The 22,937-nt window shown below is 54.0% G+C and carries 23 protein-coding genes and 1 tRNA gene; 17 read left to right on the top strand and 7 right to left on the bottom strand.

All coding sequences use genetic code 11. The features are described from left to right. Window positions 1-51: 51 nt before the first annotated feature. The 4 genes from purC to ACIQY3_RS05450 all read left to right on the top strand — a co-directional run bounded on the left by purC (window position 52) and on the right by ACIQY3_RS05450 (window position 3,551). Window positions 52-765 (top strand): phosphoribosylaminoimidazolesuccinocarboxamide synthase, encoded by a 714-nt coding sequence (gene purC, locus ACIQY3_RS05435; protein ID WP_403017886.1) that lies wholly within the window; start codon window positions 52-54, stop codon window positions 763-765. Between the two features lie 84 nt (window positions 766-849). Then, window positions 850-939, top strand: a tRNA-Ser gene (locus ACIQY3_RS05440). Between the two features lie 884 nt (window positions 940-1,823). Then, the gene (locus ACIQY3_RS05445; RefSeq protein WP_403017887.1) at window positions 1,824-3,023 is read left to right on the top strand and encodes an ATP/GTP-binding protein; all 1,200 of its coding nucleotides are present in this window, start codon (window positions 1,824-1,826) and stop codon (window positions 3,021-3,023) included. A gap of 9 nt (window positions 3,024-3,032) precedes the next feature. Further along, on the top strand, window positions 3,033-3,551 hold the full coding sequence (locus tag ACIQY3_RS05450) for a hypothetical protein (RefSeq protein ID WP_403017888.1): 519 nt from the start codon (window positions 3,033-3,035) through the stop codon (window positions 3,549-3,551). Between the two features lie 281 nt (window positions 3,552-3,832). On the opposite strand, the gene ACIQY3_RS05455 is transcribed toward ACIQY3_RS05450, so the two are convergent. Continuing rightward, entirely contained in the window at window positions 3,833-4,141 is a 309-nt protein-coding gene (locus ACIQY3_RS05455) for a hypothetical protein (RefSeq protein WP_403017889.1), read from the bottom strand. Window positions 4,142-4,256: 115 nt separating this feature from the next. Here ACIQY3_RS05455 and ACIQY3_RS05460 point away from each other — a divergent pair, with 115 nt between their 5' ends. Together ACIQY3_RS05460 and ACIQY3_RS05465 are read left to right on the top strand one after the other, a co-directional pair. After that, window positions 4,257-4,505: a helix-turn-helix domain-containing protein gene (locus ACIQY3_RS05460; protein WP_403017890.1), complete on the top strand. Its 249-nt coding sequence runs from the start codon at window positions 4,257-4,259 to the stop codon at window positions 4,503-4,505. 594 nt (window positions 4,506-5,099) lie between these two features. After that, window positions 5,100-5,738 (top strand): hypothetical protein, encoded by a 639-nt coding sequence (locus tag ACIQY3_RS05465; protein ID WP_403017891.1) that lies wholly within the window; start codon window positions 5,100-5,102, stop codon window positions 5,736-5,738. A 493-nt stretch (window positions 5,739-6,231) separates the two neighbouring features. Here the strand turns inward: ACIQY3_RS05465 and ACIQY3_RS05470 are convergent, their stop codons facing one another. Further along, window positions 6,232-7,095: an AbiJ-NTD4 domain-containing protein gene (locus ACIQY3_RS05470; protein ID WP_403017892.1), complete on the bottom strand. Its 864-nt coding sequence runs from the start codon at window positions 7,093-7,095 to the stop codon at window positions 6,232-6,234. 546 nt (window positions 7,096-7,641) lie between these two features. Between ACIQY3_RS05470 and ACIQY3_RS05475 the strand changes: the two genes are divergently transcribed. From ACIQY3_RS05475 to ACIQY3_RS05485, 3 genes are all read left to right on the top strand, one after another. Continuing rightward, entirely contained in the window at window positions 7,642-7,857 is a 216-nt protein-coding gene (locus ACIQY3_RS05475; RefSeq protein WP_403017893.1) for a hypothetical protein, read from the top strand. 157 nt (window positions 7,858-8,014) lie between these two features. Beyond that, window positions 8,015-8,575: a recombinase family protein gene (locus ACIQY3_RS05480; RefSeq protein WP_403017894.1), complete on the top strand. Its 561-nt coding sequence runs from the start codon at window positions 8,015-8,017 to the stop codon at window positions 8,573-8,575. A 293-nt stretch (window positions 8,576-8,868) separates the two neighbouring features. Further along, window positions 8,869-9,612: a hypothetical protein gene (locus ACIQY3_RS05485; RefSeq protein ID WP_403017895.1), complete on the top strand. Its 744-nt coding sequence runs from the start codon at window positions 8,869-8,871 to the stop codon at window positions 9,610-9,612. Window positions 9,613-9,621: 9 nt separating this feature from the next. Here ACIQY3_RS05485 and ACIQY3_RS05490 read toward each other — a convergent pair whose 3' ends face one another. From ACIQY3_RS05490 to ACIQY3_RS05500, 3 genes are all read right to left on the bottom strand, one after another. After that, complete coding sequence (locus tag ACIQY3_RS05490) at window positions 9,622-10,053, bottom strand: response regulator (RefSeq protein WP_403017896.1); 432 nt, start codon at window positions 10,051-10,053, stop codon at window positions 9,622-9,624. A gap of 60 nt (window positions 10,054-10,113) precedes the next feature. Continuing rightward, window positions 10,114-10,425 (bottom strand): hypothetical protein, encoded by a 312-nt coding sequence (locus tag ACIQY3_RS05495; protein ID WP_403017897.1) that lies wholly within the window; start codon window positions 10,423-10,425, stop codon window positions 10,114-10,116. Window positions 10,426-10,588: 163 nt separating this feature from the next. After that, window positions 10,589-12,055, bottom strand: a complete 1,467-nt coding sequence (locus tag ACIQY3_RS05500; RefSeq protein WP_403017899.1) for a tyrosine-type recombinase/integrase — start codon at window positions 12,053-12,055, stop codon at window positions 10,589-10,591. A 239-nt stretch (window positions 12,056-12,294) separates the two neighbouring features. Here ACIQY3_RS05500 and ACIQY3_RS05505 point away from each other — a divergent pair, with 239 nt between their 5' ends. Together ACIQY3_RS05505 and ACIQY3_RS05510 are read left to right on the top strand one after the other, a co-directional pair. Continuing rightward, on the top strand, window positions 12,295-12,690 hold the full coding sequence (locus ACIQY3_RS05505; protein ID WP_403017900.1) for a nucleotidyltransferase domain-containing protein: 396 nt from the start codon (window positions 12,295-12,297) through the stop codon (window positions 12,688-12,690). Next, window positions 12,680-13,114 carry a DUF86 domain-containing protein gene (locus ACIQY3_RS05510; RefSeq protein ID WP_403017901.1) on the top strand — a complete coding sequence of 145 codons (435 nt, stop codon included), beginning with the start codon at window positions 12,680-12,682 and terminating at the stop codon, window positions 13,112-13,114. Before ACIQY3_RS05505 ends, ACIQY3_RS05510 begins: the two co-directional genes overlap by 11 nt. Before the next feature lie 143 nt (window positions 13,115-13,257). Here the strand turns inward: ACIQY3_RS05510 and mtlD are convergent, their stop codons facing one another. Further along, on the bottom strand, window positions 13,258-15,396 hold the full coding sequence (gene mtlD, locus ACIQY3_RS05515) for a bifunctional mannitol-1-phosphate dehydrogenase/phosphatase (RefSeq protein WP_403017902.1): 2,139 nt from the start codon (window positions 15,394-15,396) through the stop codon (window positions 13,258-13,260). 617 nt (window positions 15,397-16,013) lie between these two features. Next, window positions 16,014-16,205: a DUF1508 domain-containing protein gene (locus ACIQY3_RS05520; protein WP_213937303.1), complete on the bottom strand. Its 192-nt coding sequence runs from the start codon at window positions 16,203-16,205 to the stop codon at window positions 16,014-16,016. A 278-nt stretch (window positions 16,206-16,483) separates the two neighbouring features. Between ACIQY3_RS05520 and ACIQY3_RS05525 the strand changes: the two genes are divergently transcribed. The 6 genes from ACIQY3_RS05525 to ACIQY3_RS05550 all read left to right on the top strand — a co-directional run bounded on the left by ACIQY3_RS05525 (window position 16,484) and on the right by ACIQY3_RS05550 (window position 22,874). Beyond that, window positions 16,484-17,452, top strand: a complete 969-nt coding sequence (locus tag ACIQY3_RS05525) for a glycosyltransferase family 2 protein (protein WP_403017903.1) — start codon at window positions 16,484-16,486, stop codon at window positions 17,450-17,452. A 3-nt stretch (window positions 17,453-17,455) separates the two neighbouring features. Next, window positions 17,456-18,166, top strand: coding sequence for a class I SAM-dependent methyltransferase (locus ACIQY3_RS05530; protein WP_403017904.1), 711 nt, complete (start codon window positions 17,456-17,458; stop codon window positions 18,164-18,166). Further along, window positions 18,163-18,549, top strand: a complete 387-nt coding sequence (locus ACIQY3_RS05535) for a GtrA family protein (protein ID WP_403017905.1) — start codon at window positions 18,163-18,165, stop codon at window positions 18,547-18,549. Before ACIQY3_RS05530 ends, ACIQY3_RS05535 begins: the two co-directional genes overlap by 4 nt. Then, window positions 18,546-20,642 (top strand): DUF6311 domain-containing protein, encoded by a 2,097-nt coding sequence (locus ACIQY3_RS05540; RefSeq protein WP_403017906.1) that lies wholly within the window; start codon window positions 18,546-18,548, stop codon window positions 20,640-20,642. The genes ACIQY3_RS05535 and ACIQY3_RS05540 overlap by 4 nt, the downstream gene beginning before the upstream one ends. An 87-nt stretch (window positions 20,643-20,729) precedes the next feature. Beyond that, window positions 20,730-21,668 carry a LysR substrate-binding domain-containing protein gene (locus tag ACIQY3_RS05545; protein ID WP_403017907.1) on the top strand — a complete coding sequence of 313 codons (939 nt, stop codon included), beginning with the start codon at window positions 20,730-20,732 and terminating at the stop codon, window positions 21,666-21,668. 15 nt (window positions 21,669-21,683) lie between these two features. Further along, window positions 21,684-22,874: a low temperature requirement protein A gene (locus ACIQY3_RS05550; RefSeq protein ID WP_403017909.1), complete on the top strand. Its 1,191-nt coding sequence runs from the start codon at window positions 21,684-21,686 to the stop codon at window positions 22,872-22,874. The last annotated feature ends 63 nt before the right edge of the window (window positions 22,875-22,937 follow it).

Raw genomic sequence — 22,937 nt, forward strand, 5'->3', positions numbered from 1 at the left:
TCGACTGGCGACCCATCGCCTAGCCCACCTACTTAGCAAGCTGAGCCCATCATGGAAAAACGTGAAGAACTCTACCGCGGCCAAGCCAAATCGGTTTTCAAGACCGACGACGCTGACCGCTTGATCCTGCTGTTTCGCAACGACACCTCGGCGTTCGACGGCAAGCGCATCGAGCAGCTCGACCGCAAAGGCATGGTGAACAACAAGTTCAACGCCTTCATCATGCAGAAACTCGAAGCCGCCGGCGTGCCGACCCAATTCGACAAACTGCTGGGCGACAACGAATGCCTCGTGAAAAAACTCGACATGATCCCGGTCGAGTGCGTTGTGCGTAACTACGCTGCCGGCAGCCTGGTCAAACGCCTGGGCGTTGAAGAAGGCCTGAAGCTCAACCCTTACACCTTCGAACTGTTCCTGAAGGACGACGCCAAGGGCGACCCGTTCATCAACGAATCCCACGTCGTGGCGTTCGGCTGGGGCACCGCCGAGCAACTGGTTCGCATGAAAGAACTGTCGCTCAAGGTCAACGAAGTCCTGAGCAAACTGTTCGACGACGCCGGCCTGTTGCTGGTCGACTTCAAACTCGAATTCGGCGTGTTCTCCGATGGCTCCATCGTCCTGGGTGACGAGTTCAGCCCGGATGGCTGCCGCCTGTGGGACAAGGCTACCGGCAAGAAAATGGACAAGGACCGCTTCCGCCAAGGCCTCGGTGACGTCATCGAAGCCTACGAAGAAGTCGCCAATCGTCTGGGCGTACCGCTTTAACCGACGCAAGCATCTGATAGCACGGAAAAATTTTGCCTAAGGGGGTTCGCTTCCGGCAAAAGTGTTGTTATGATGCGCGCCGTTGGAGAGATGCCAGAGTGGCCGAATGGGACGGATTCGAAATCCGTTGTACCTTCACCGGTACCTAGGGTTCGAATCCCTATCTCTCCGCCATACATTGAAAAGCCCCGTAGACTCAGGTCTCGGGGCTTTTTTCATTTAATGGTTCTACGTAAGAATTCTACGTAAAATTCATTAGTCTTCAGCGCCTCTTCAGCGCTTCGGAACAGAGCCTGATTTATTCTTCGGTTTCTCACCGGCAGTGCTCCCAGCGCTCCGGGGAAGTCGCTATCTGAATGCGTACCGGGCGCTTAGCTTCAACAAGCTTTGGTACTCCGTTCGGGAGCAGGCCGCTCGTTTTGCTTCTCCCGTGAAGCAGGTTTCGCTTATCACCGACAAAACCAAGGGCGACTTGCCGGACTGGCAGACCTACCGTGCATCAACGAACAAGGGCGGCACACTCATCGTGCTACATAGCAATGCAAGCAGTCTCGGGGGCAGGGCGTTTGTCCCATGCTTAGCAGTTGCCATGTTTTCATTTTGGGAAAACGCCAATGCTCCTGGCATAGCTTTCACGGATAAAGCGTTGTAGCAGGTGGGTGATGTTTAGGGTGGCATGAGACTGAAGTGCGATGGGGTCAGGTAAGACTAGTCACTGTGTTCGCTGCGCTATTTTGAGTCGCTGTCCGTCAGGGGCACAGCTGACGCGGAACAGCGAGCTTGCTAGAAGGGGGCGCTGCGGCGCACTGCTTAACGGAGCTCAGTGGGTGACCGGTTGGATCGCCGCGACTGCCAGTGCCTCGCTTAGCGCGATTGCAGGCGATAACCTCGGCAAAGGACTCATCAGCAATGCTGGACCCGTTTCAGGTGGGCTGCGGATCAGCAGGATGCGGAAGGTTGCATGGAGGTTAGGCCTAGGACTTCCAATAGCTGTCATTGACAAACACGCTTGCTAGAGCATACTCGACAAAATATTGTATCAATCAGGCGAGTAAGCTATGACGATTTACAGCTTCGGCTTTGAAAATTTTTTCTCATTCGAAGAAAAAACCGATATTTCATTCGTAATGGATAAGCGAACGAGCTTAAATGATAAGAGTTTCGATTCTTCCGTGTCGGATGAAAGGGTTAGTAAAGTTCTCGCTGTTATCGGTGCAAATGGCTCCGGGAAAACAAATCTTATAAAGCCACTGGCCTATGTTCTCTGGTTTATCACGGATTCATTCTTTGCTAATCCAGAAAATACCAAAACTCGTGTGCGTTCTCATGCTTTCTCTAAAAGTCCACTCATTACAGTTAAGCTTGAGTTTGATGCTGACGGAGTTCGATATAGATACTCGTTAATTAGAAGTGATGAAAGAGTCTATGGTGAGACGCTTGACAAGAAAACAAGCAGGCTGTGGACGAAAATATTTATGCGTAAATGGGATGGGGAGGAAAAAAAATATACTGTAACTCGAAAGGGTTTTGGTACTGCACAAATGCCGCTGGATGAAGTGGGTGAAGAGGTCTCCTTGATATCTTTAGCTGCGCAATATAAAAGTAAAGTGGCAGTCAGTATTTGCAACGCGCTCCGTTTAAATACGACGAATATATCTATGTATGGTCGTAATACATATTATGGTACAACCGACGTCTATGATGCATCCACTTACTATAGTGAAAATGACGCCTCTAGAGAGATGATGGCGCGTTTTCTTCGTGAGCAGGACTTTGGCTTGGTGGATATAACCATCGACTCCTATGATCGTGCGGAAGAAGACGGCACGGTGAGTCAACACCTGTTGCCGTGGGCGGTTCACAAGAGGGGCGATGAAGAAACAAAACTGCCTTTACTATGGGAGTCGAATGGTACGCAGGCGGCGTTTTTTTTGTTGAGTAAAATTCTGCCTCTTCTTGAAACTGGTGGTGTCATGATATATGACGAACTAGAAGGTGATCTACACCCGCTTATGATTGAGCCTATTCTCGATTTGTTTTTTAATAAGCGAACTAATCCTCACAACGCTCAATTGATCTTCACAACTCACTCAATCGAGGTTGTGAATCAGTTGCAAAAAAGTCAAGTGCTTTTGGTTGAGAAAAATGACAGTTCTAGCGAAGCGTGGAAACTGTCGGATATGGAGGGCGTAAGAAGTGATGATAATTTTTATGCTAAATACATGTCAGGCGCCTACGGCGCGATTCCTAGAGTGTGAGTGCCGTCCATGCCGCCAAGAACAGTTAGAAAAACAAACCAAACCATTTTATTTGCTGTTGAGGGAGATACGGAGCTAGCTTTTTTGACACATGTTAAAGGATGTTATGGTGGGCGCGATTGTAATGTAAGTGTCAGAATAAGAAATGCACGAGGCCATGGTCCGCTTGGTATTGTGGATGCACTTATCAGTGGGGTAAGAGGCAAAAGTTATGATTTTTTAGCTGCGATGTTAGATTCCGATATCCCGCTCTGTGATGAAAGTAAGCGTTATTTTAAAAGGAATGGTGTTACGTTGTTTCAATCTAATCCAGCTATTGAGGGGACAATATTAAAATTAGGCAACAATAGGCTTTTGGAAAATGCTGCGACTGGTGATTGTAAACGTATGTTGGCAAAGCTTTATCCTGGCGATTCCATGGATGTACGATTTTATGAGCGCCATTTTAATAAGGAGTTTATCGATGCTAATCGGGGTAGGGTTTTGCTTGTTGATGAATTAATTGATTACCTGACAGCACCAAAATAATTTGAGAATGGTCGGATGTTCTAAATTCTTAGGAAGTTTAAAAATATATAATTTGCGACTATGGTGGGGGCTGCAGGTATTCTTCATGGGTTAGTAATAATTGCATCGTCCCGATTTTGAGTCAGTTCACCATCCACTTTAATCGAATCAATACAATAAAAGTTATTCGCTTTTGGCGGCAATCGGTGGTTACACCATGGTTGAGCCCGCCTGAAAGCTAGCGCTTTCGCTTAGGCAGTTCTAGCGGCGCTGATGATAGTGCTAGTTTTTTATTGGTGCGATTACCGAAAATAGAAGTACGCAAAGACTGCCACCATGACTACGAATATAACCCGCCCGTGGTAAACATCTGAGTTCGCCTTATCCACGTTGATCTTAAGGTAAGTTTCGCTATCGCTCAGACCTCGTGTCTTGTATTTCATGATCTGATTGATTTGGTCGTCGAGTTTCTTGTTATGACTGCTGTTGTTCGATGCGGCGATAAGCCAAACGATCAACCACAGACCTCCAGTGAGGACGCTCAGGATCAGATGAAAGATGTGGTTGGTAGCTTTCTTCTGACTATTCAGTACGAAGATTTTCTCGTTCATTGTCTCGCCTGCATTGGGCTGGGGTCTGAGTTTCGGTGAGACTCACATTATCCCAAATTCAGATATCTGAAAACCAGATATAGGTTGGACAGCTGCCCACCCTAACCAGTCAGCCATGACCAAGACGATCTATCGACCAGAACACGCTGTGCTTTTGTCGCTGCTGAAGAAGTACAGAAGAGCGGCGGGTCTGACTCAAGTTCAGTGCTCACAGGCGCTGGAGCGGCCACAGTCATTCATGAGTGATGTTGAAAGTGGTACACGCCGCTTGGACGTCGTGCAGCTTCGCGATCTGTGCAAGGTCCTGGGTGTTGGCCTGCAAGAACTGATTGCAGAGTTCGAAAAAATTTTGTCGAAAGGATGAGCAGGATTGTTGGCTAAGGCATAGATTCTATTTTGTTCTGTCATCGATCATGCCATGGTCAGCCAGAATCAAGCACTCGCCACTGCTGATGTATTAACGCTGATGCTTTACAGCTAGCAGGGCATAGCTGCTGGGCTAGAGGATCTTGTACCCAGCCAAGGTGGTGTCATCGCACCTGAAAACGCCTTGGCAGCTCCACAGGCACTGGATTGAACGCTCAAGCTCTCACCTACGCATTTAGTCAGTTACAAAAAACCTGATCGACAGCTGCACATCTCGGGCCGTGTGGAAGCATATGGACTAGATAAGCGTGGGGTTACAGTTTGGGTTGTGTCGTCAGATTGCGATCATCAAAACGCACTACAGGAGCTTGTATCGGTAGTTGATTGGGTGCAACTACCCGAATGCAATGCCCCTTGACAAAACATGGTTAATAAGCGTATAAAGGCCACTCTTTCCAGCAATTCGAACCGAATGTTCTCGACATACCCACAAGGTAACGTCAGGCGTCGGTATCGTGCTGCCTGGGAATTGACCCTACCAACCCACAACGAAGCTTTTGCCTATGTAACGAACTATATAGAGGAGATATAAATGGCTACAAGTAAGGTCACCGACACCGCCCGCAAACAAGCGGTTCAGATGCGCTCCGAGGGTGCATCATACAAAGATATCGCAGCGACGCTTGCTGCCAATGGCGTCACCGAGAACTGGTGCAAGCGGAATCTTGGCACGGTTGCGGTGTTCGATACACACTTCTTCTTGATGGAGCAGCTACTTCCGCTGGCGACTCGCCCGGAAGGAATCTCTCGATTGGAGTTTCGCACTAAAATCAAAGTCGCCTACGGCATTCCATTTGATGAAGCGATTCCCCAGGCGATTGATAAGAGAACACGCCGTGCATTGCCCGAAGACGCATTTATCCGCCCGGATTGGATGGAGCCAGAAGCAGCACGTGCGAGTCAGAATGAGATTCTCCAAGATGCCATCATTCTATTTGATCGGCTCGATGAAATGGTTGCTGAGTTCTGCGAAAAGTATCCTACCGCCAACCCGTGGCATGTTCGCCAAGAGATTATTACTTTAGGTCTCGGTGATCATCCCGCTGGGCCTATGGTTCAAGGTAAGAGAATGTTGGACGCAGTTGACACGATGGAAGGTAGAGTGACGCAGAAAGCAGTCGAGGAGTTTGCCTTTCCGACTGATGAAGAGTTCGGTCATCTGTGTATCTGAACTTTCTGTCTGTATAGATTATGCAAAGGTTCAGTTGCTCATTTGGAGGCGTGATTCATCAGTAGTGAACTTTATGTCCGTATAATACTACCAAGGTTCAGTTGTTCACTTGAATTACGGTCGGATAAGAGAGAGAAGCGAACGTCAGTGCGGAGCACTACAGTTTATACACGTTGATGGACAATAGTCGCATCGTCCCGATTCAGGATCAGCCCACCGTCAAATACAATAATATCAACACACATCAAAGCTCTTCGCTTTTGATCTGCTACACCGAAGGTGACGTGCAATAGCTGTCAGCGTCCGCTGACGGTTTACTACTGAATGCGTCCGCATTCGTTTATGCACCGAAGCAAAAGGCAAGATCAAAGGCAAGAGCTGGATTTTTGTTTATTTGTATTTGTGTCGAGGTACACCCGAAGGGTAGTCGGCGGTCACGCCATGGTTGATTCAACATGAAAGCTAACGCTTTCGGTACGACCACCGATGATATTCAATTTTCTACGCTATCAATAGTTAGGTTGATGAATGCTGAGCAGCAGATCAGCATGAACCGAGCGTCAGCCTTCGTTAACACTTGTTTGTCCTCCATGACGGCGTGTCTAATCCCATCGGAGTTGTTTGTGTAACCGTACAACGTACTGAAAGCTTTCTTTATCACAGGATCGAGACGGTGACGCCTTTCAAGTTCAGTAAGGGCTTCCCCGAGTGTCGCCTTTGGATTTCCTGTCAAGTGTTTCGCTAGCGCCTCGACAGCACTAATGGATTCCTTCATCGAGTTACGGTAATCAGGATTTTGTCTGTCTGTCAGGAGACCAAGCGCCGTATTTAAGTGGGTTTTCACCCCGGCATACTGGTCAGACACAGAGATCGCTTGCTCAATCTCTTCAATCTCTTCTATGGATGTTATGGGCGTAACCTTTCCAGAAACAAAACGGTATGCTGAGTTTTCCCGCACAAGCACCGTATTGAAGCCTTGGGTGAGCTCTTCACCTTTTTCTCTGTGGTTCAGTGCCACCAAGAATTCCAAGAAGCTATAAGTTCGATGCCACGACATTTTAAAGTAATTCTCACGAATCCTTTCTTTAAATGTGGACCAGCCGGAGGGGAGAGTATCTACAGGAACCTTGAAAAAGTCGCCGTATATTGCTACTGCAAAATCGTAAAAATATGAAGTTTTTATTCTGTCAGGATAGCGAGCCTCCCGAGAGTAGAAGCCACTTAGGCTGTGAAGAAGTACAACATTCCACAGCGCGTTTTTTAAAGGAGCATCAATACTATCTACCTGTGCAGCTTTCACTGCGGGAACTAGCCCCATGCGCTGCGAAAAGCTCAATTGGGTCTGATCATCAGGCATGTAGTTTCCTTACTGTAAGTCAATTTCACGGATGTTAGCTGATGGCAGAGTGCCTGACTATAACCTTTGGAAACCTCCCGGAAACCCTATGGAAACCATGCTTTCGTCACCGGTTATAACCACGTGGCAGGTTAGATCGTCTACCTATAAGCCAGCGTTTACGCTGGTCTGGTGACAGTCGATCAAGCTCGATTCGGTGAGAAACCTTCAACTTGAAGTTTTCGTGCCAAAATCACCTTCCGTCACCGAAACACCGATTTGTGCGAAAGCCCGCTCTACCTCCCACCACCTTGCAGAAAGACCTCCCTCAGCTACTTTGATGGTGTCGCCGACGTGGCGATAGGCTATTAAGGAGCGAGCATGCCTACGAGATATCGTGACGCAGTGACTGGTGAGTACATCACCGAGAAAGAGGCCAAGAAAAATCCGCGAGAGTCGGTAAAGGAAACAGATAAGCCGAAGAAGTCACCTAGCGGCCCCAAGAAGAAGTGATGCTTTTGTGGGGGAATCGTGAGGCTCCCTCACGTCTTATAAGGAAGAAACTCCATGCCCACCCAGAATCAGGCTGTAGCCATGGCTGACGCGTTAACGCTGCTCCTGAGTCAGCAGCATGGAATAACCGCCGCGCTTGAAGAATTCGCCGGTTGGATTTCCAGCCAAGGAGGCACCATTGCTGCTGATAACGCATTGGCAGCTCTACAGGTGCTCGACTTGAACGCCAAGGCCCTCACCGATGCCATCAACCAAGTACGGCAATCATAGGTATCATCAAACGACCGTTAAACGATACCGTCTATCCGATACCTACACCGGTATCATCAAATACGGGTTTACAGGTTGTTGATACCAATGCAATATGATCCCTCCATTGTTGATACCCCACGAACAGCGTGAGGGATACCTAGGAGGAGGTGAGTAAATGAGTCGTCTATTCGGATACGGTCGTGTGAGTACGACAGAGCAGAACACCGATAACCAACTGGTGGCGCTCACCTCCAAAGGTTTCGATATCCAGCCTGCTCGCTGGTTCTCCGAGCAAATCAGCGGAGGTGTGCCGGCCCTCCAGCGTCCCCAGTTCAGCAAGATGGCTGAACGCATGGAAGCAGGCGATACGCTTGTAGTGTTGAAGCTGGATCGCCTAGGCCGGGACGTGCAAGACGTGCTCGCCACAGTGTCCCAGTTGGCTACTGCTGGTATCCATGTCCGTAGCCTCGATCTTGATGGCGTAGACCTCACCAGTGCAGCCGGGAAGCTACAGCTAACAGTTCTCGCAGCAGTTGCAGCCTTTGAGCGTGATCGCATCAAGGAACGCACCAGAGAGGGCCTTGCACGGTCTGACAAGAAGGGTGGTCGTCCAGTGGCTGTAGACACTACCGAAGCAGTGCAGAAGCTCAAGGCTAAAGGCATGACACAGGCTCAGGCAGCAGCCGAACTCAAGGTGAGCTTGCCAACCATCAAGAGACATTGGAACAAGGTTTGAAGTAGGTCTGTAGTGACGCATGAGCCCGCCTTGAGCGGGCTTCGTCGTCTTTGCATACAGGGTGAAGCTGAGTCGTTTACTGGTCTGAATCAGGCTCAGAGAGCGGCCTAGGGTGCAGGGTTATTTTGGAAAAGCTAGCGACTAGACAAGGGTGTAGAGGTGAGCGTTTAACGGCGCTGCGGATCCGTCCAAATTCCAGCCATGAATCCCAGACGCCCATACAAGTGGTCGAAAAAAAATACGAAAAATGGGAATCTGGAAAACCCGGCCCTCAACGCCACAAGGATGAAGACATGACAGCACCCTATAAATGGACGATTGGGTTTGCCGATGCTTACGCTCACAACAACGGTGACACTGTTCAAGACTTCCTTTCGCTGGTTGTGCAACCGTCGCTCGCAGCGTTAGAGCAGAAGCGGCAGGAGCTGGCTCGTGCTGCTCAAGATGATTTGGTGTTCCATTTTGCTCTGTCCGACCATGAGGGGCTGATCCAGCGTACATACATGACGTTTGCCCTCGCCATCCAGTCATTATGGGAGCAACAGATACGCTCCTACCTCATCTGTTGTTTAGGTCGTCACACCATTGAAGGGGTAACCCTTAAGAAGCTAGAGACCGCCACATGGGGCACTAAGTTGAACGCACTGTTCTTCAAGGTGCGAGGTGTTGAGCTGAGTAGCTTCGATTCCTACCCAGCACTTACTCAGTTGCAGATGTTGGGCAACGCTTGTCGTCACGGCGATGGTGATTCCGCCAGAGACCTGCACACCTTGCACCCTGAGCTGTGGCCTGCACCTATACAGTTCCCGTGGCTTGATTCTTCGATGGAACCACCACCGCCACCAAAACCGCCAGTGCAGCACTTACGAATCACTGTGGAAATTCTGACTCGTTATGTCAGTGCCATTGCGTTGTTCTGGTTGGACATGGATCGTCTTGGGATGGAAAGCCTTTTGGATAAGCAGCCCGACATACAGCACAGGGTTACGACTTTGCTGGAGCGTCGTATTCCCTTGCTTGAGATCGTCACACGTTAAACCTGGCCCTCACGTCCCATCATTTGGATGCGGGGTTTTCTCGCTCACCGGAACACCCGGTTGAAGCGCTTCTGCAACTGCCGTCACCAGTCCCTCTAACGTCCATGGTTTTTGGAGGAAGCTGGTAGAGCTGGGCAGCCCAATAAATGAGTCTGTCCATCCCGATGTAATGACTACAGGTATCGTGGGCCATCTGCCCCGGACGAGCTCTGCCAATTCGGCGCCCTGTACCTGTCCCGGTAGTCCGTGGTCAGCAACGATCAAAGCGCATTGGGTGCCGGATTGAAGCATGTAAATAAGCGCATCATCACCAGTGCTGAAACCCACGCAGCGAGCGCCAACATCCGTAAGGATTTCTTGCATCAGGTCACGTAGTAGGGGGTCGTCCTCCACCACAATGATTTCGCCGTCGATAGGCTGTAGCTGAAAATTCACTTCCATGGCGATGTTGTGCGCCTTCCAGTTGGGGATTCTGAGTCTTTCACCTTCGGTGTGCTGGGTCTACGGTTTCGGCTTGCTGTGATCGCCGTAGCTGTAACTAAATTTCGCCGTCTCCAGCTCCGTCTCACGGCGGTACATGTCGCTCAGCGTCCAACGTAGCCGCTCGTGCTCCAGCTTCAACGCTGACAGCTCCTTGTCGCTGGTGCGCCACATGCAAATCATTCCGGCAAGGTTCTTGTGCGATTGGCGAAGGTCTCGCCTCACCACCTCAAGTTCGGAGTGCAGCAAGTCGCATTCGTGACGCAGCATGTCCTCCATGCTGGGAAGCCCAAGCTCGAAACCCTCGGTTGAAATCAAATCGTTTTCCATCATTATCGCGCTCGATACTGGATGCACATACAGTATCGTTTCCAGTGCTACGGCTTCAAGGCTGGCAAGACAGGCGGCGAGGGGGGTAATTGCATTAGCGCAGCAATATACATAGGCGAAGACGAGCCTTTGATTTTGCCCTTCACGTTGTCAGCGAAGCTGACGTTTAAACATTCGTTAGGGTGGGGAGCTTCGATATGGCTTTGAGCTTCTGCTTTGGTGATGATCCATCCGAGTACACATCAAACGTCACCGTGCCGGTTTCATGGCCTACAAGCTCCTTGATTAGCCTGTCTGCGATATCTGCTCGCACCAACTGAGTGATTACCGTTGCACGGATCGAATGGAACACGCGTGTACGGTCAAACCCCATTGTGGTTTTCAATCGACCGAACGCCTTACTCAGTGCATCCGAACGAATCCCATATTTGTTGTTGCTGTCGGTAGGCACCAGATAGCCGTCAGTGGAAGCTATGGCGAGTCGATCCACGAGCGCCGTTAGCTTGGGATGCACTGGCACTTGTCGAATGCCTGCAACGGTTTTCGAATCCACGATATCGAACATCATCACCCCATCCACGGTAATCAGATGCTCTTTGCGAAGCTGACACAGTTCCTCGATGCGAGCCCCGGTATACGCACCCAACAAGATCAAGTCTGAAAGCGTGCCGAGGTTCTGTTCCTTCGCTGCGTTGTGCAGGGTGCCGACTTCCTCGATGGTGAAAGCCTTCCGTTTTGCGTCAAGCTTGGCCTTGCCTTTGAGTGTAGGTAGCGTGTGTTTCTCAAATGGGTTCACGTGCCCTTTGAAGGTCTGTCGCCACTGTGGCTCATGCTGCATCGCCCATTGCCAGAACTGACTACCGGCAAGCAGATACTGTTGCTTGGTCTTGCTGCTGAGCTTCATGCCCTGTAGCCATGCACTCACCGAATCAAAGTCGAGCTTGGTGTTAGTCGTTTGCAGATGCTCCGACAGATTCAACAGCTTCGACTCCTGTTGATTCACCGTCTTGAGTGCAACGTGATGCTCAAGCCTGTAGGTGCGGAATGAGGCTAACCGTACCTTCGTAATCGGCGAGCGGGCTTTGTAGCTGGCCGGATCTTTTACCAGCACTTCCAGTTCCTGGCCCTGCTCGCTGGTGAGCTTGTAGTCAGTGCCAAGAAGCTTTTGCAGCATTTCCTTGAGTCCTCGATTCAGTTCATCCTGAATCTTGATACGTCCCTCGATACCATCCTTGAGGTGATCGCCTACAAGCATCCGTATGGATTCCTTGAACCGAGGGCTGTTCATCAGCTTCGCTTTGAAAGCTGGATCGACATATGGCAAGGGTGGGGCAGTCTCACCGACAAGCGCTCGCTTTTGCCCTTGGGTGATTGCATCCAAATCTTCAAGGGTTTGCACTATGTCTTCCTGCCAACCGTCCCCCAGCAACTTGCCGTCGCGAACCGCCTTTATGCGAAGCTTCCACGCATGTAAGATCGGCAGCCGCTGTAGCAGTGCCTCCGCCCGAGACCCAGTTTTAAGGGTCTGGGATAGGACACGCCGACCGCCGAAGGCCTCTCGCACGTCCTTGGGGACATCCATCCGCACGTGGTAGATGCCGCCTTGCAGTTCGAGGTTTTGAGCTTTGGCCATGGTCGTATCTACGTAAGAATTCTACGTAAAGATTCTACGTAAAAGCACCTGAAAAGCCAGTAGATACAGTGTTTGTTGGGGTTTTGTGTGATGTATGGTGAGTCCCTATCTCTCCGCCATTATTGAAAAACGAAAACCCCTGATAACTTCATCGTTGTCGGGGGTTTTTTGTTTCAGGGCAAAAACAACGTGACTAATTCTGTTACGGTCTTCGTTAAATGGCGATCTGGATATCAGTCATGAACCTGGAAAAATCGCTGACACTCTTGCAGGACCAGTTGCCTGATCTATTGGCTGTGTACTTATTCGGCAGTCAGATAACCGGTGATGCTGGCGCTGAGAGTGATCTGGATGTCGCGGTGCTTTCTTCAGGGCCGGTCGAGCCGTTAATGCTTTGGCGGTTGTCTGGAGAGCTTGCTGATATCGTAGGCGTTCCTGTCGATTTGCTCGATCTGCGCGCTGCATCAACAGTGATGCAATACCAGATACTGACCACGGGGCATCGCCTCTGGTCCAAGGACAGTCAGGCAGGTCTTTTCGAAAGCTTTATCCTGAGCGAAAAAACTGCACTGGATACCGCAAGAGCGGAGCTGCTGGCAGATATCCAGAAGGAAGGGAAAGTGTATGGTCGATGATGTTCTCATCAATAAGGCTGCGAGCATTGAGCGTTGTGTAGCGCGAGCTCGTCAGGAATATGAGAAGGAACCCGTCAGTTTCGCTACTGATTTCACTCGCCAGGACGCCGCGATTCTGAATATTCAGCGCGCCTGCGAAGCCGCGCTGGACATGGGGCAGCATCTGATTCGTCGTGAGCGTCTAGGGGTGCCGCAGAGTGCGCGTGACGTGTTTGAGCTGCTATCCAAGGGTGGATGGGTCAATGCTTCGCTGCTTGGCAGTCTGAAGAACATGGTGGGGTTTCGTAATATTGCCGTACACGAATATCAAACCCTCCAATTGCCGATCACTGTCGCGATAATCACAAAGCATCTCGATGATTTTTTGCAGTTCAGTTCCTATATTTTGACCAAGGATGCGAGTTTGGAGAGTAAGCCGGACTGACAACTCCCTCCTTGCGCGCGGTCTTCAACGATAAGCAGCTGAACGTGCCGACCTCTAGCTCTGCGCCATTATTGAATAAGACGAAGCCCTCGTAATCATTGCTGATTACGGGGGCTTTTGCGTTAACGCTACTTCCCTTGCACCTATCCCTGGGCTGGCCACCCCCAATGCCCGGCATCCGGCTTCACCAGCCGTTCAAAATGCCCACCAATCCCCTCAACCAACCCCGCATCCCTGACCGGGTCCAGTCCCGGATAAGGCTTGCCGTTATAACTCCCGGTATACGTCAACATTGCCTCGACACTCCCGTTCTCTTCATAGAGCGTGCGCATCAACTGACTTTCCTGATCCTTGGCGTCCGTCGAACGCAAGGCGTAGTGCAGGGCCAACGCCGTGCCGAACTCCAGGCCGGTTGAATCAATCCCGTGTTTCCTGGCCAGGTCGATGCTGCGCAGGATACGTTCGTTGCGTTGGAGTTTGCGTAGCGGGTCGCGGCCGACGCGGGCGCAAGGGTCTTTGAAGGATGTGTTGCAGCGTTCAAGAAAGGTCTTGGCGAAGCCGGCGACGGCTTCGCTCATGTGCGGGTTTTCGGCGACCAAGGCTGGGCCGACTTCCTCGCGGATCAAGCGTTCGGCCAGGGCGCTGACGCGCGGGTCGCCCATGCCTTGGCCCAACCACGAATAACCCAACAGGCTGGCGTACCAGGCAATGATCGCGTGTGGGCCGTTCCACAGCAGGTTCTTGATGACCTGGGTCTGGGTGATATCTTCCACGGTTTTCACCTGGCGCAATCGCTCGAGCAGGTTGCTGCCGCGCTCAACGTAGAGAGGCATGTCCGGTTCGCTGTTGAAAAGGATCAGGTGCATCTGGCTGAGGGCGTTGCTGGACTGGGCGAAGGGGCGGAAGCGGCCAATCAGCCGTTCGTATTCGGGCGCTTTGACGGCCGTCGATGTTGAGTGAGTGGTCGGCTCATCGCTCAGGCTGTTCTGGAAGATTTTCGATTTGATCCGCAACTGCCGGAGCAGGGCCTCGTTGGAAATCTTCGAGACGATGCGACTGACGACCGTTTCGGCAAAGTGAGTCTTGTCGAGGATCTGCTGGCAAGTCTCGGGTGACACCAGGAGCAGCAACTGCGTTTCGACGTGACGGCGCACGAAGGCGGCGCCACCGACCTTGTTCAGCACGATCAGGATGGTCAGCTCGCGCCGACGCCGTTCGAAGCGGCGGATCAGGCCCTTGGCGATCACATCCGCTTGTTTGCGGATGGCGGGCTCGGGCAGGCTCAGGCCGACGATTTCCGCGACGTCGTACATATCGATCACCGCTTCGGCGTCGTCCATGTCGATCATCCGCAGGTTTTCGATGGTCTGGTCAAAGGACGTCGCGCTGTAGCGCACGCTGAACCGTCCGAAGGCCTCGACCGTTTCGCGCAGCATACACGAGCGGGTGGCGCCGATGATTTCACAGGGCCGGGTGTAACCGTCCCAGTGGGAGAAAATCTGCGTCAGGTAGCCGCCGCCCATGGCGCCGAAGCCATGAATGCCCACGCGAAACTGATTCAGCGCCTGAGGAAAGGATTCGGTCAGCTCGGGCGTGCCGAGGTCGGGCATGCACTCGGTCAAATCGCCGAGGAATTCCTGCATGTTTGCGTAAGCCTTGAGTGCGCCGGCCTTGACCTCGGGCGCGGGAGGCTTGATGTCCTCAATCAGGATCGGCTGCCCCTCGGCACGGATCGCCGAGAGCAGGCCGTTTTCCGAATCTTCGACCATGAAACAGTGGCCCGGCTCGCAATTTAGCGCGCTGGCCGCCCGCAGGAAAATCTCGGGATGGGGTTTGCCTTGGTTGACTTCATCGCCACACACAGTGATGTCGAAATACTTCAGCACATTGGCATTGATCAAGTACTCCTCGGCAATCGCCCGACGGCTTGAGGTCGCGACGGCCATGGTCAGGCCGTATTTGCGCAAGCGCTCCAGGACTTCCAGCAAGCCTGGCTTGATCGGCACGCCTTCATTGCGCACATACGCCAGCTCAAGCTCATCGGCGCGCTGGCGGATTTCGGCGTAGGGGAAGTCCTCGCCGTTGTGCGCCTTCGCCAAAGCCTCGGCTTTCTTGGCGCTCAGGCCCAGCGAACCGATCAGGGTTTCCTCGCTCAACGGCTTGCCGAATATTTCGCTGGACGCCTGCTTGAGGGTTTTGAAACGCAGGCGTTCGGTGTCAAACATGGTGCCATCCATGTCGAAAATGGCACTGAGAATTCTTTTTCCCTGGAAATAAATCATCGATTGATACTCCTTGTACCGTGGAGAGGCTCAACGCAAAGCCGCCTCAAAAGGGGCACTGCGCCAGCAAAATGGGATGGCCTGGAGCCGACGTGCGCGGTTCGAGGCGCAATGGCCGACCGGGCGGTGTCTCGCTCAGGACGTGACGGGGTCAGATAGAAAAGCCAGACGAGCACGAGCCCCGCGAAAAAACGGGAGATGGATGCGCCGGTTCAGTGGCTGACGATCAGAAACAGGAGGGCGGAGGGACGTTGCAATGGCGTCGATGGACGCAGCAGTCCGACAAACGAGGTCGCAGACGGTGTACAGCGAGGAGTGCAAAGAGGCGAGTAACAAGCCCTGTGGCTGCGCCAGCGCAGCGTTTGACGTGAGGCCCACAGTGCGCAATCAGGGATGCGGAGAGTGGGCCGACAAGGCGATCGATACGTGTGATTCCATGCATAAGGCGGTGTAATTTCCTTCGGTGTTGCGTTAGGTCTTTTTAGGTATACAGCATGGGATGCGTCTGGATCAAGGTTGGGGGGTGGTGGCGGGATGAACGCAAAGTATAGAAAAAGCCTCGTCGACAAAACGACACGAGGCTTTTCATTTTGAGGGCATGGGAGTTCACCGAGCCCTTAAATCTCCTTCACCGGCGTCTCCCCATGCACCCCCTTGATCAACTCAATCACATGCAAACAATCCGCCTTGTTCACATATGATTCCCCGCTGGCAACCGTCTCATGATTCCCCGCCCGCAGCCGCCAGCGCCACTGCCCTTTGCCTGTACTCGGGGTGCCTTTCGATTGCCTGTAAATCTCAAAATACATTCAGCTCGCTCCATGCGATTCGTTAATTGCGACAACCTGTGTGCCGCATGTCAGCAAGCCTAGCGGAGCTGGTTTTTTTGGCCATCGGGACTTTGTTTCCAATGATTTGAAGGCTTTTCCTACAGCTAATCGAGCACTGGAAGAATGGCCAAAACCGCTGCAGTTTCGCCCTTGCATCACCTCTCTTGCTCCTGCTTAATACGGGGCAGCTCGTGGCGCCGGAAAACACCCCGGTGACCAAAGATTGTTGAAAAATCACTATAAAAAAGAGCAATCAATTGACTCATCAGCACGGAACGCAACTGGCCGGGCATGTGGCGCTTTCGCTCGTCATCCCGGTGTTCAATGAAGCGGCGACCATTGATTTGTTCATCGCGCGGATTACTGACGTCTTCAAGGATGAGGCGCTGGTGGGGCTGGAAATGGTGTTCGTCAATGACGGCAGCAGCGACGCGACGCTGGATTTGCTCCTGGAGCGCCAGACGTCTGATCCGCGCATTCGGGTCGTTGACCTGAGCCGTAACTTCGGCAAGGAAGCGGCGTTGACTGCTGGCTTGCAGACCGCCACCGGTCAGGTGGTGGTGCCGATTGATGCCGATTTGCAGGATCCGCCGGAAGTGATCCTGCAGATGATTGCCCTGTGGCGCCAAGGCTATGAAGTGGTGTTGGGCCATCGTGTGAGTCGCAAGACCGACTCCTGGGCCAAGAAAACCTCGGCCAACTGGTTCTACCGCCTGCACAACAGAATCTCTGACCAACCGCTGCCCAAGGATGTCGGAGATTTCCGCCTGATGGATCGCTGTGTGGTCGAGGCGTTGGAATCGTTGCCCGAGTCTCGGCGTTTCATGAAAGGTCTGTTTGCCTGGGTCGGGTTTCGCACCACCCATGTCGATTACGAGCGCCCGGAGCGGGTAGCGGGTGAAACCAAGTTCAATGGTTGGCGCCTGTGGAATTTCGCGCTGGAGGGCATTACCAGTTTCAGTACCGATCCGCTCAAGGTCTGGACGTATCTGGGATTGTTCGTTTCCGTGGTGTCTTTTGCCTTCGCCATTTTCATCGTGGTGCGCACGTTGATCACTGGGATCGACGTGCCGGGTTACGCCTCCCTTATGGTGGCCGTGACTTTCCTGGGTGGCCTGCAACTGATCGGCATCGGGGTGCTCGGCGAATACTTGGGCCGCACCTACATCGAATCCAAACGCCGGCCGGTTTATCTGGTGCGACGTGTCTATGACCCCAAGGACTGAACCATGGATCTCAAGGAAACCGACATCCTCGGTTCAAGCATTGATCAGCACTGGTATTACTCGTCGAAAGCGGCGGCTACCAAGCGTTTGCTGGGCGATTCACCGATCAAGAAGATTCTGGACGTCGGCGCCGGTTCCGGGTTTTTTACCCATCATCTGTTGACCCACACCGCCGCGAACGAAGCCTGGTGCGTGGACATCAGTTACGACGCGGACTCCGATGCCAGCACCTGCGGGAAACCGGTGCATTATCGTCGTGGCATTGATGCGGTGGACGCCGATCTGGTGCTACTGATGGACGTATTGGAGCATGTCGACGATGACGTCGGGTTGCTCAAGGCTTATGTCGATAAAGTCCCGTCCGGCAGCCGTTTCCTGATGACGGTGCCGGCGTTCCAGTTTCTCTGGAGCGGTCACGATGATTTTCTGGAACACAAACGCCGCTACACCCTGGCGCAATTTGAAACAGTCGCCCGGGATGCCGGTTTGACGGTGAAGCAGGGCGCCTACTATTTCGGCGCGGTGTTCCCGATTGCCGCGACGCTGCGGCTGTTGCCCAAGGGCACGCAACCGTCGCCGCCGCGTTCGCAGCTCAAGCAGCATCATCCTGTGGTGAATTCGATCCTGAAGATCTTGTGCAGCATTGAACTGCCATTCATGGGCGCGAATCGCCTGGCGGGTCTGACGGTGTTCGTGCTGGCGCAGAAGCCGTGACGTCAGCCGAAAAATCCGCATTGATCAAAAGAGCATCGAGATTTGCGGTGACAGGATTGTTCGTCACTGCGCTTCACGCGGTCGTCGCCGTGCTGTTCATCAACTTCGTGATGCCCATGCCACCGCTGGCTAACGGCGTGGCATTTGCCGTGGCGACGGTGGTGTCTTACCTGATCAACACGACCTGGAGTTTTTCCGCCCGACTGCATGGCCGCACGTTGATGCGCTTCATGGTTGTCTCTGGCGCCGGGTTCCTGCTGGCGATGTTCGTGGCCTGGGCCGCGCAAGTCGCCGGGCTCAACTACTTGATGGGGATCGCTGCCGTGGCTTTGACCATTCCGGCCTTCACCTTTGTATTGCATAACTTCTGGACGTATCGATGAAGGATTCTGGCAAGCATTGGGCGCTTGGGTTGCTGCCCTTGCTGATGGGTGTGGTGGCGTTTTTCATCGTGATCGGGCCACGCGCCCTGGACCCGCAGAACATTGCCTGGCTGGAAGTCGGCGATACGGCAACTCATTACCTCGGATGGGCGTTTTTCCGACACTCGCCGTGGACGTTTCCGCTGGGCCTGAACCCGGACTACGGATTGGAGCTGGGCAACGCGATCATTTTCTCCGACTCCAATCCGCTGCTGGCCTTGCTGTTCAAACCCTTTAACGCATGGTTACCCGAGACCTTCCAGTACTTCGGTATTTGGCTGTTGGCGTGTTTTGTCCTGCAAGCCTGGTTCGCCTGGAAACTGGTGGGGCTGGCGACACCGAATGTTGCCTTGAGGTTGCTGGGGGCCGGGCTGTTCGTGTTTTCGCCGCCGATGTTTTTGCGCATGGGCGGACATTTGTCCCTGTCCGGGCATTTTCTGATTCTGGCGGCGCTGTATCTGGCGCTGCACCCTGGCGTACAGAAGCGCCGACTGGCCTGGGGCGCGCTATTGGCGGTGACGGCGCTGGTGCACGCTTACTTGCTGGCGATGGTGGCGTTGATCTGGATTGCTGATCTGGCGGGCAGAACCCTTAAAGGCCAGTTGACCCGGCGCACCGCACTGATCGAACTGCTTTTACTGTTCTTGGTGGTGAGTCTGTGTTGCTGGCAGGCGGGTTATTTCAGTGTCGGTAAAGGCGCGATGGCGGCTGGCTTTGGTTTGTATCGGATGAATGTGCTTTCACTGATAAACGCCAGCGGCTGGTCCATGGTCTTGCCGGACTTTCCTCAAGGCCCCGGCGATTACGAAGGTTTCAACTACCTCGGGGCCGGCGTGCTGTTGCTGGCGATTTATGCCGTCATTGCTCTGCTGCGAGGGAAAACCGACTTTGGCAATGCGGTGCGCAGCCTGCCGATTCTGTTGCTGGCGTTTTTCGGCTTGTTGCTGTTCGCGCTGACGAACGACATCGGTCTCGGCCTGCTCACCGTTCACTACCCGTTGCCGAAAGCAATCGTCAACATGGCGAATATCTTCCGGGCGTCCGGGCGGATGTTCTGGCCGGTGTTCTACGTCATTGTGCTTGCCATCATTTACCTCGTGGTGCGTGGCAACCGGCCGCGCGCGGCGGCGTGCCTGCTGGCGGTGGCGTTTTGTGTCCAGGCTGTCGATACCCGTAACGGTTGGGCAGGCCTGCGCCAGAGTCGGATGATGGAGCCCGCCAGCGAGTGGTCGACACCGTTGCGTGATCCGTTCTGGGCCAGTGCGGCTTCCCGTTACGCGAACATTCGTTGGTTGCCGCCACAGAATCAGCCGGAAACCTGGCAACCGCTGGCGGACTACGCCGTGGTCCATGGCATGAAAACCGACGCCGTTTATCTCGGCCGAATGAGTTCAAAGGCTCTGGACAAGGCTGGAGAAAAGACCCGGCGCATGCTGGAAACCGGGCACTACGATTCGGACTCGCTTTACATCCTTGATGATAATTCCATGCTGGAGGCGGCGAAAACCGTCAACAGCGATACGGACTTGCTCGCCCGCATCGATGGCCTGGTGGTGCTGGCGCCGGGCTGGAAGCACTGCACGCAATGCCTCGCGGTCGAGGATGAGGGGCGCTCGATGAATTGGGTGCCGATGATCAAGATCGGGCAACAGCAAGCGTTCAACCACAAGACTCATCACCTGACCGATGGTTGGGGAGCACCGGAAACCTGGGGCACCTGGTCAGAAGGCGCAGAGGCGGACATTCTGCTTCGAGTGCAGCCAGAGGCTCGGTCCATTGTGATTGACGTGCTGGGGTTCGTGCTGCCGATGCATGCCGGTCAGACGGTGGTGTTCAGTATCAACGGCGTCCAGGCTTTGACGACGCGTCTGACAGCGGTTCAAGGCAATCGCATCGAAATCCCGATCACTCCGGCCATCCACGAGGCCGTGGCCAGCGACACGCTGATGCGTATTCATGTGCAGTTACCCGATGCGATCAGCCCGAAACAATTGGGGCTCGGGGAGGATCGGCGCGTCATGGGCCTGGGTATGAAGTCACTGACGGTGCAGTGATCCTGCGAACAACGGCGATCATGCCGATAGACGCCACCCCCCCGGCCTTTCTAAACTGGCGCAAGTCTTGGGGACGGGGTGCAGTGGATGAATCGCAATGAACTACGCAAGGCCGACATCAACCTGATGGTGGTGTTCGAGACATTGATGCTCGAACGCAACGTGACGCGGGTGGCGGAGAAGCTGTTTCTCGGCCAGCCCACCATCAGTGCCGCGCTCAACCGCCTGCGCACGATGTTCAACGATCCGCTGTTCATTCGCGTCGGCCATCGCATGGAGCCGACGGCCCGGGCCGAAGAAATCATCCAGCACCTGTCGCCGGCGCTGGATTCGCTGTCGGTGGCCTTGAGCCTGACCCACGATTTCGACCCGGCCAGCAGCACCATGACCTTTCGGATCGGGCTCTCGGACGATGTCGAGTTCGGTCTGTTGCCCCCGTTGCTGCGAGCCTTGCGCCAGGAAGCACCGAAGGTGGTGTTCGTTGTCCAGCATGTGGATTACTGGCGGATTCCCGACCTGCTGGCTTCCGGCGACATTACCGTCGGCATCAGCCAGACCCGTGGGCTGCCGGCCAACGCCAAGCGCAAATTGCTGCGGCACATCCTGCCCAGCATTTTGCGCGCCGATGCATCCGACACACCGCTGACCCTCGACGAATATTGCTCACGCCCCCACGTGCTGGTTTCCCACACCGCCAACGTCAGTGGCTACGCCGATGAGTGGCTGGCGGAAATTGGCCGCAAGCGCCACGTGGTCCTTTCCGTGCCGCAATACAGCTCATTGCCGGCCCTGCTGGCGGGGACCGACCTGATTGCCAGCCTGCCGGACTACACCGCCAGCGCCATGGCCGCGTCCGGTCATTTGTTTCAGGAGCCGTTTCCGTTCAAGACCCCAACCCTGGACCTGTCCATGGTCTGGCTCAGCCACGTCGACACTGATCCGGCCGAACGCTGGCTGCGGTCGCGCCTGGAAGCGTTTATGAGTGAGCGCGGTCTGGCCGACATGCACGGCGCCGGTACACACTGACCAAGGAGCGCAACCATGAGCCAATCCCGTTCGTTGTTGCGTGGGCGCGGTAGCCTCGACAGTGGCAAGGTCGGCATGGTCGAGTTGTTTTTCGATCTGGTGTTCGTGTTTGCGGTGACCCAGCTCTCACATTCCCTGTTGGCGCACTTGTCGATTGGCGGCGCCGTGCAGGTCGCGCTGATGATGGTCGCGGTGTGGTGGGTGTGGATTTTCACCTCATGGATCACCAATTGGCTCGATCCGGAAAAACTGCCGATCCGCCTCGGGCTGTTCGGCCTGATGATCGCCGGTTTGCTGCTCTCTTCATCGATACCCAAGGCCTTTACCGATCATGGGTTGATGTTCGCCGGGGCTTTCGTGTTTATGCAGGTCGGGCGCACGTTGTTTGCGATCTGGGCGGTGCGCGGCGAAGCGCGGAACATGACCCGTAACTTCCAGCGCATCCTCGCCTGGCTGGTGCTGTCCGGGGTGTTCTGGATCGCCGGCGCATTTCTGGAGGGCGATCAGCGCCTGGCCTGTTGGGCGCTGGCGTTGCTGATCGAACTGATCTCGCCGTCCCTGTATTTCTGGGTGCCCGGCCTGGGGCGTTCGACGCTGGAGGACTGGAACGTCGAAGGCAATCACATGGCCGAGCGCTGCGGTTTATTCGTGATCATTGCCTTGGGCGAGTCGCTGCTGGTAACGGGCGCGACGTTTGCCGAACTGGACTTGAGCCTGCAAGGCGCGATGGCGTTTCTGGTGGCGGTGCTTGGCAGCATCGCCATGTGGTGGGTCTATTTCGACAGCGGCGCCGAACGTGCTCACCATCGCATTGCCCATTCCACCGACCCGGGCCGCCAGGCACGGATTGCCTACACCTACCTGCACGTCTTGATCGTCGCCGGGGTTATTGTCAGCGCCGTGGCCGATGAACTGGTGTTGATGCATCCGGATCACGCCAGTGATGCGGGTATCCTCGCGATCATCGCCGGGCCATGCCTGTTTCTGTTGGGTAACGCCTTGTTCAAGTGGGTCATGGCCGATCGGCTATTGCCGCCGTTGTCCCATTTGGTCGGCCTGGGGTTGTTGCTCTTGCTGCTGCCGTTGGCGCTGAATCATCTGTTTTCGGCGTTGATGCTCGGCGCGTTGACCACGGCAGTGGTGGTGTTGGTGGCCGCCTGGGAAACCGTGGCATTGCGTGAATCATTGGCAGCAGCACAACACTAAAAGTCCGCCGGAAATCCGGTGGCTCTGTGATATATGTAGACCCTTTCCGCGAACCCTCAGGAG

The organism is Pseudomonas sp. NPDC096950 (genome assembly GCF_044762525.1).
GTDB lineage: Bacteria > Pseudomonadota > Gammaproteobacteria > Pseudomonadales > Pseudomonadaceae > Aquipseudomonas.

Excerpts from the sequence above, each read along its gene's own strand:
- purC (WP_403017886.1), top strand. The coding sequence starts at position 52 with ATGGAAAAACGTGAAGAACTCTACCGCGGCCAAGCCAAATCGGTTTTC.
- ACIQY3_RS05445 (WP_403017887.1), top strand. The coding sequence starts at position 1,824 with ATGACGATTTACAGCTTCGGCTTTGAAAATTTTTTCTCATTCGAAGAA.
- ACIQY3_RS05450 (WP_403017888.1), top strand. The coding sequence starts at position 3,033 with ATGCCGCCAAGAACAGTTAGAAAAACAAACCAAACCATTTTATTTGCT.
- ACIQY3_RS05455 (WP_403017889.1), bottom strand. The coding sequence starts at position 4,141 with ATGAACGAGAAAATCTTCGTACTGAATAGTCAGAAGAAAGCTACCAAC.
- ACIQY3_RS05460 (WP_403017890.1), top strand. The coding sequence starts at position 4,257 with ATGACCAAGACGATCTATCGACCAGAACACGCTGTGCTTTTGTCGCTG.
- ACIQY3_RS05465 (WP_403017891.1), top strand. The coding sequence starts at position 5,100 with ATGGCTACAAGTAAGGTCACCGACACCGCCCGCAAACAAGCGGTTCAG.
- ACIQY3_RS05470 (WP_403017892.1), bottom strand. The coding sequence starts at position 7,095 with ATGCCTGATGATCAGACCCAATTGAGCTTTTCGCAGCGCATGGGGCTA.
- ACIQY3_RS05475 (WP_403017893.1), top strand. The coding sequence starts at position 7,642 with ATGCCCACCCAGAATCAGGCTGTAGCCATGGCTGACGCGTTAACGCTG.
- ACIQY3_RS05480 (WP_403017894.1), top strand. The coding sequence starts at position 8,015 with ATGAGTCGTCTATTCGGATACGGTCGTGTGAGTACGACAGAGCAGAAC.
- ACIQY3_RS05485 (WP_403017895.1), top strand. The coding sequence starts at position 8,869 with ATGACAGCACCCTATAAATGGACGATTGGGTTTGCCGATGCTTACGCT.
- ACIQY3_RS05490 (WP_403017896.1), bottom strand. The coding sequence starts at position 10,053 with ATGGAAGTGAATTTTCAGCTACAGCCTATCGACGGCGAAATCATTGTG.
- ACIQY3_RS05495 (WP_403017897.1), bottom strand. The coding sequence starts at position 10,425 with ATGATGGAAAACGATTTGATTTCAACCGAGGGTTTCGAGCTTGGGCTT.
- ACIQY3_RS05500 (WP_403017899.1), bottom strand. The coding sequence starts at position 12,055 with ATGGCCAAAGCTCAAAACCTCGAACTGCAAGGCGGCATCTACCACGTG.
- ACIQY3_RS05505 (WP_403017900.1), top strand. The coding sequence starts at position 12,295 with ATGAACCTGGAAAAATCGCTGACACTCTTGCAGGACCAGTTGCCTGAT.
- ACIQY3_RS05510 (WP_403017901.1), top strand. The coding sequence starts at position 12,680 with ATGGTCGATGATGTTCTCATCAATAAGGCTGCGAGCATTGAGCGTTGT.
- mtlD (WP_403017902.1), bottom strand. The coding sequence starts at position 15,396 with ATGATTTATTTCCAGGGAAAAAGAATTCTCAGTGCCATTTTCGACATG.
- ACIQY3_RS05520 (WP_213937303.1), bottom strand. The coding sequence starts at position 16,205 with ATGTATTTTGAGATTTACAGGCAATCGAAAGGCACCCCGAGTACAGGC.
- ACIQY3_RS05530 (WP_403017904.1), top strand. The coding sequence starts at position 17,456 with ATGGATCTCAAGGAAACCGACATCCTCGGTTCAAGCATTGATCAGCAC.
- ACIQY3_RS05540 (WP_403017906.1), top strand. The coding sequence starts at position 18,546 with ATGAAGGATTCTGGCAAGCATTGGGCGCTTGGGTTGCTGCCCTTGCTG.
- ACIQY3_RS05545 (WP_403017907.1), top strand. The coding sequence starts at position 20,730 with ATGAATCGCAATGAACTACGCAAGGCCGACATCAACCTGATGGTGGTG.
- ACIQY3_RS05550 (WP_403017909.1), top strand. The coding sequence starts at position 21,684 with ATGAGCCAATCCCGTTCGTTGTTGCGTGGGCGCGGTAGCCTCGACAGT.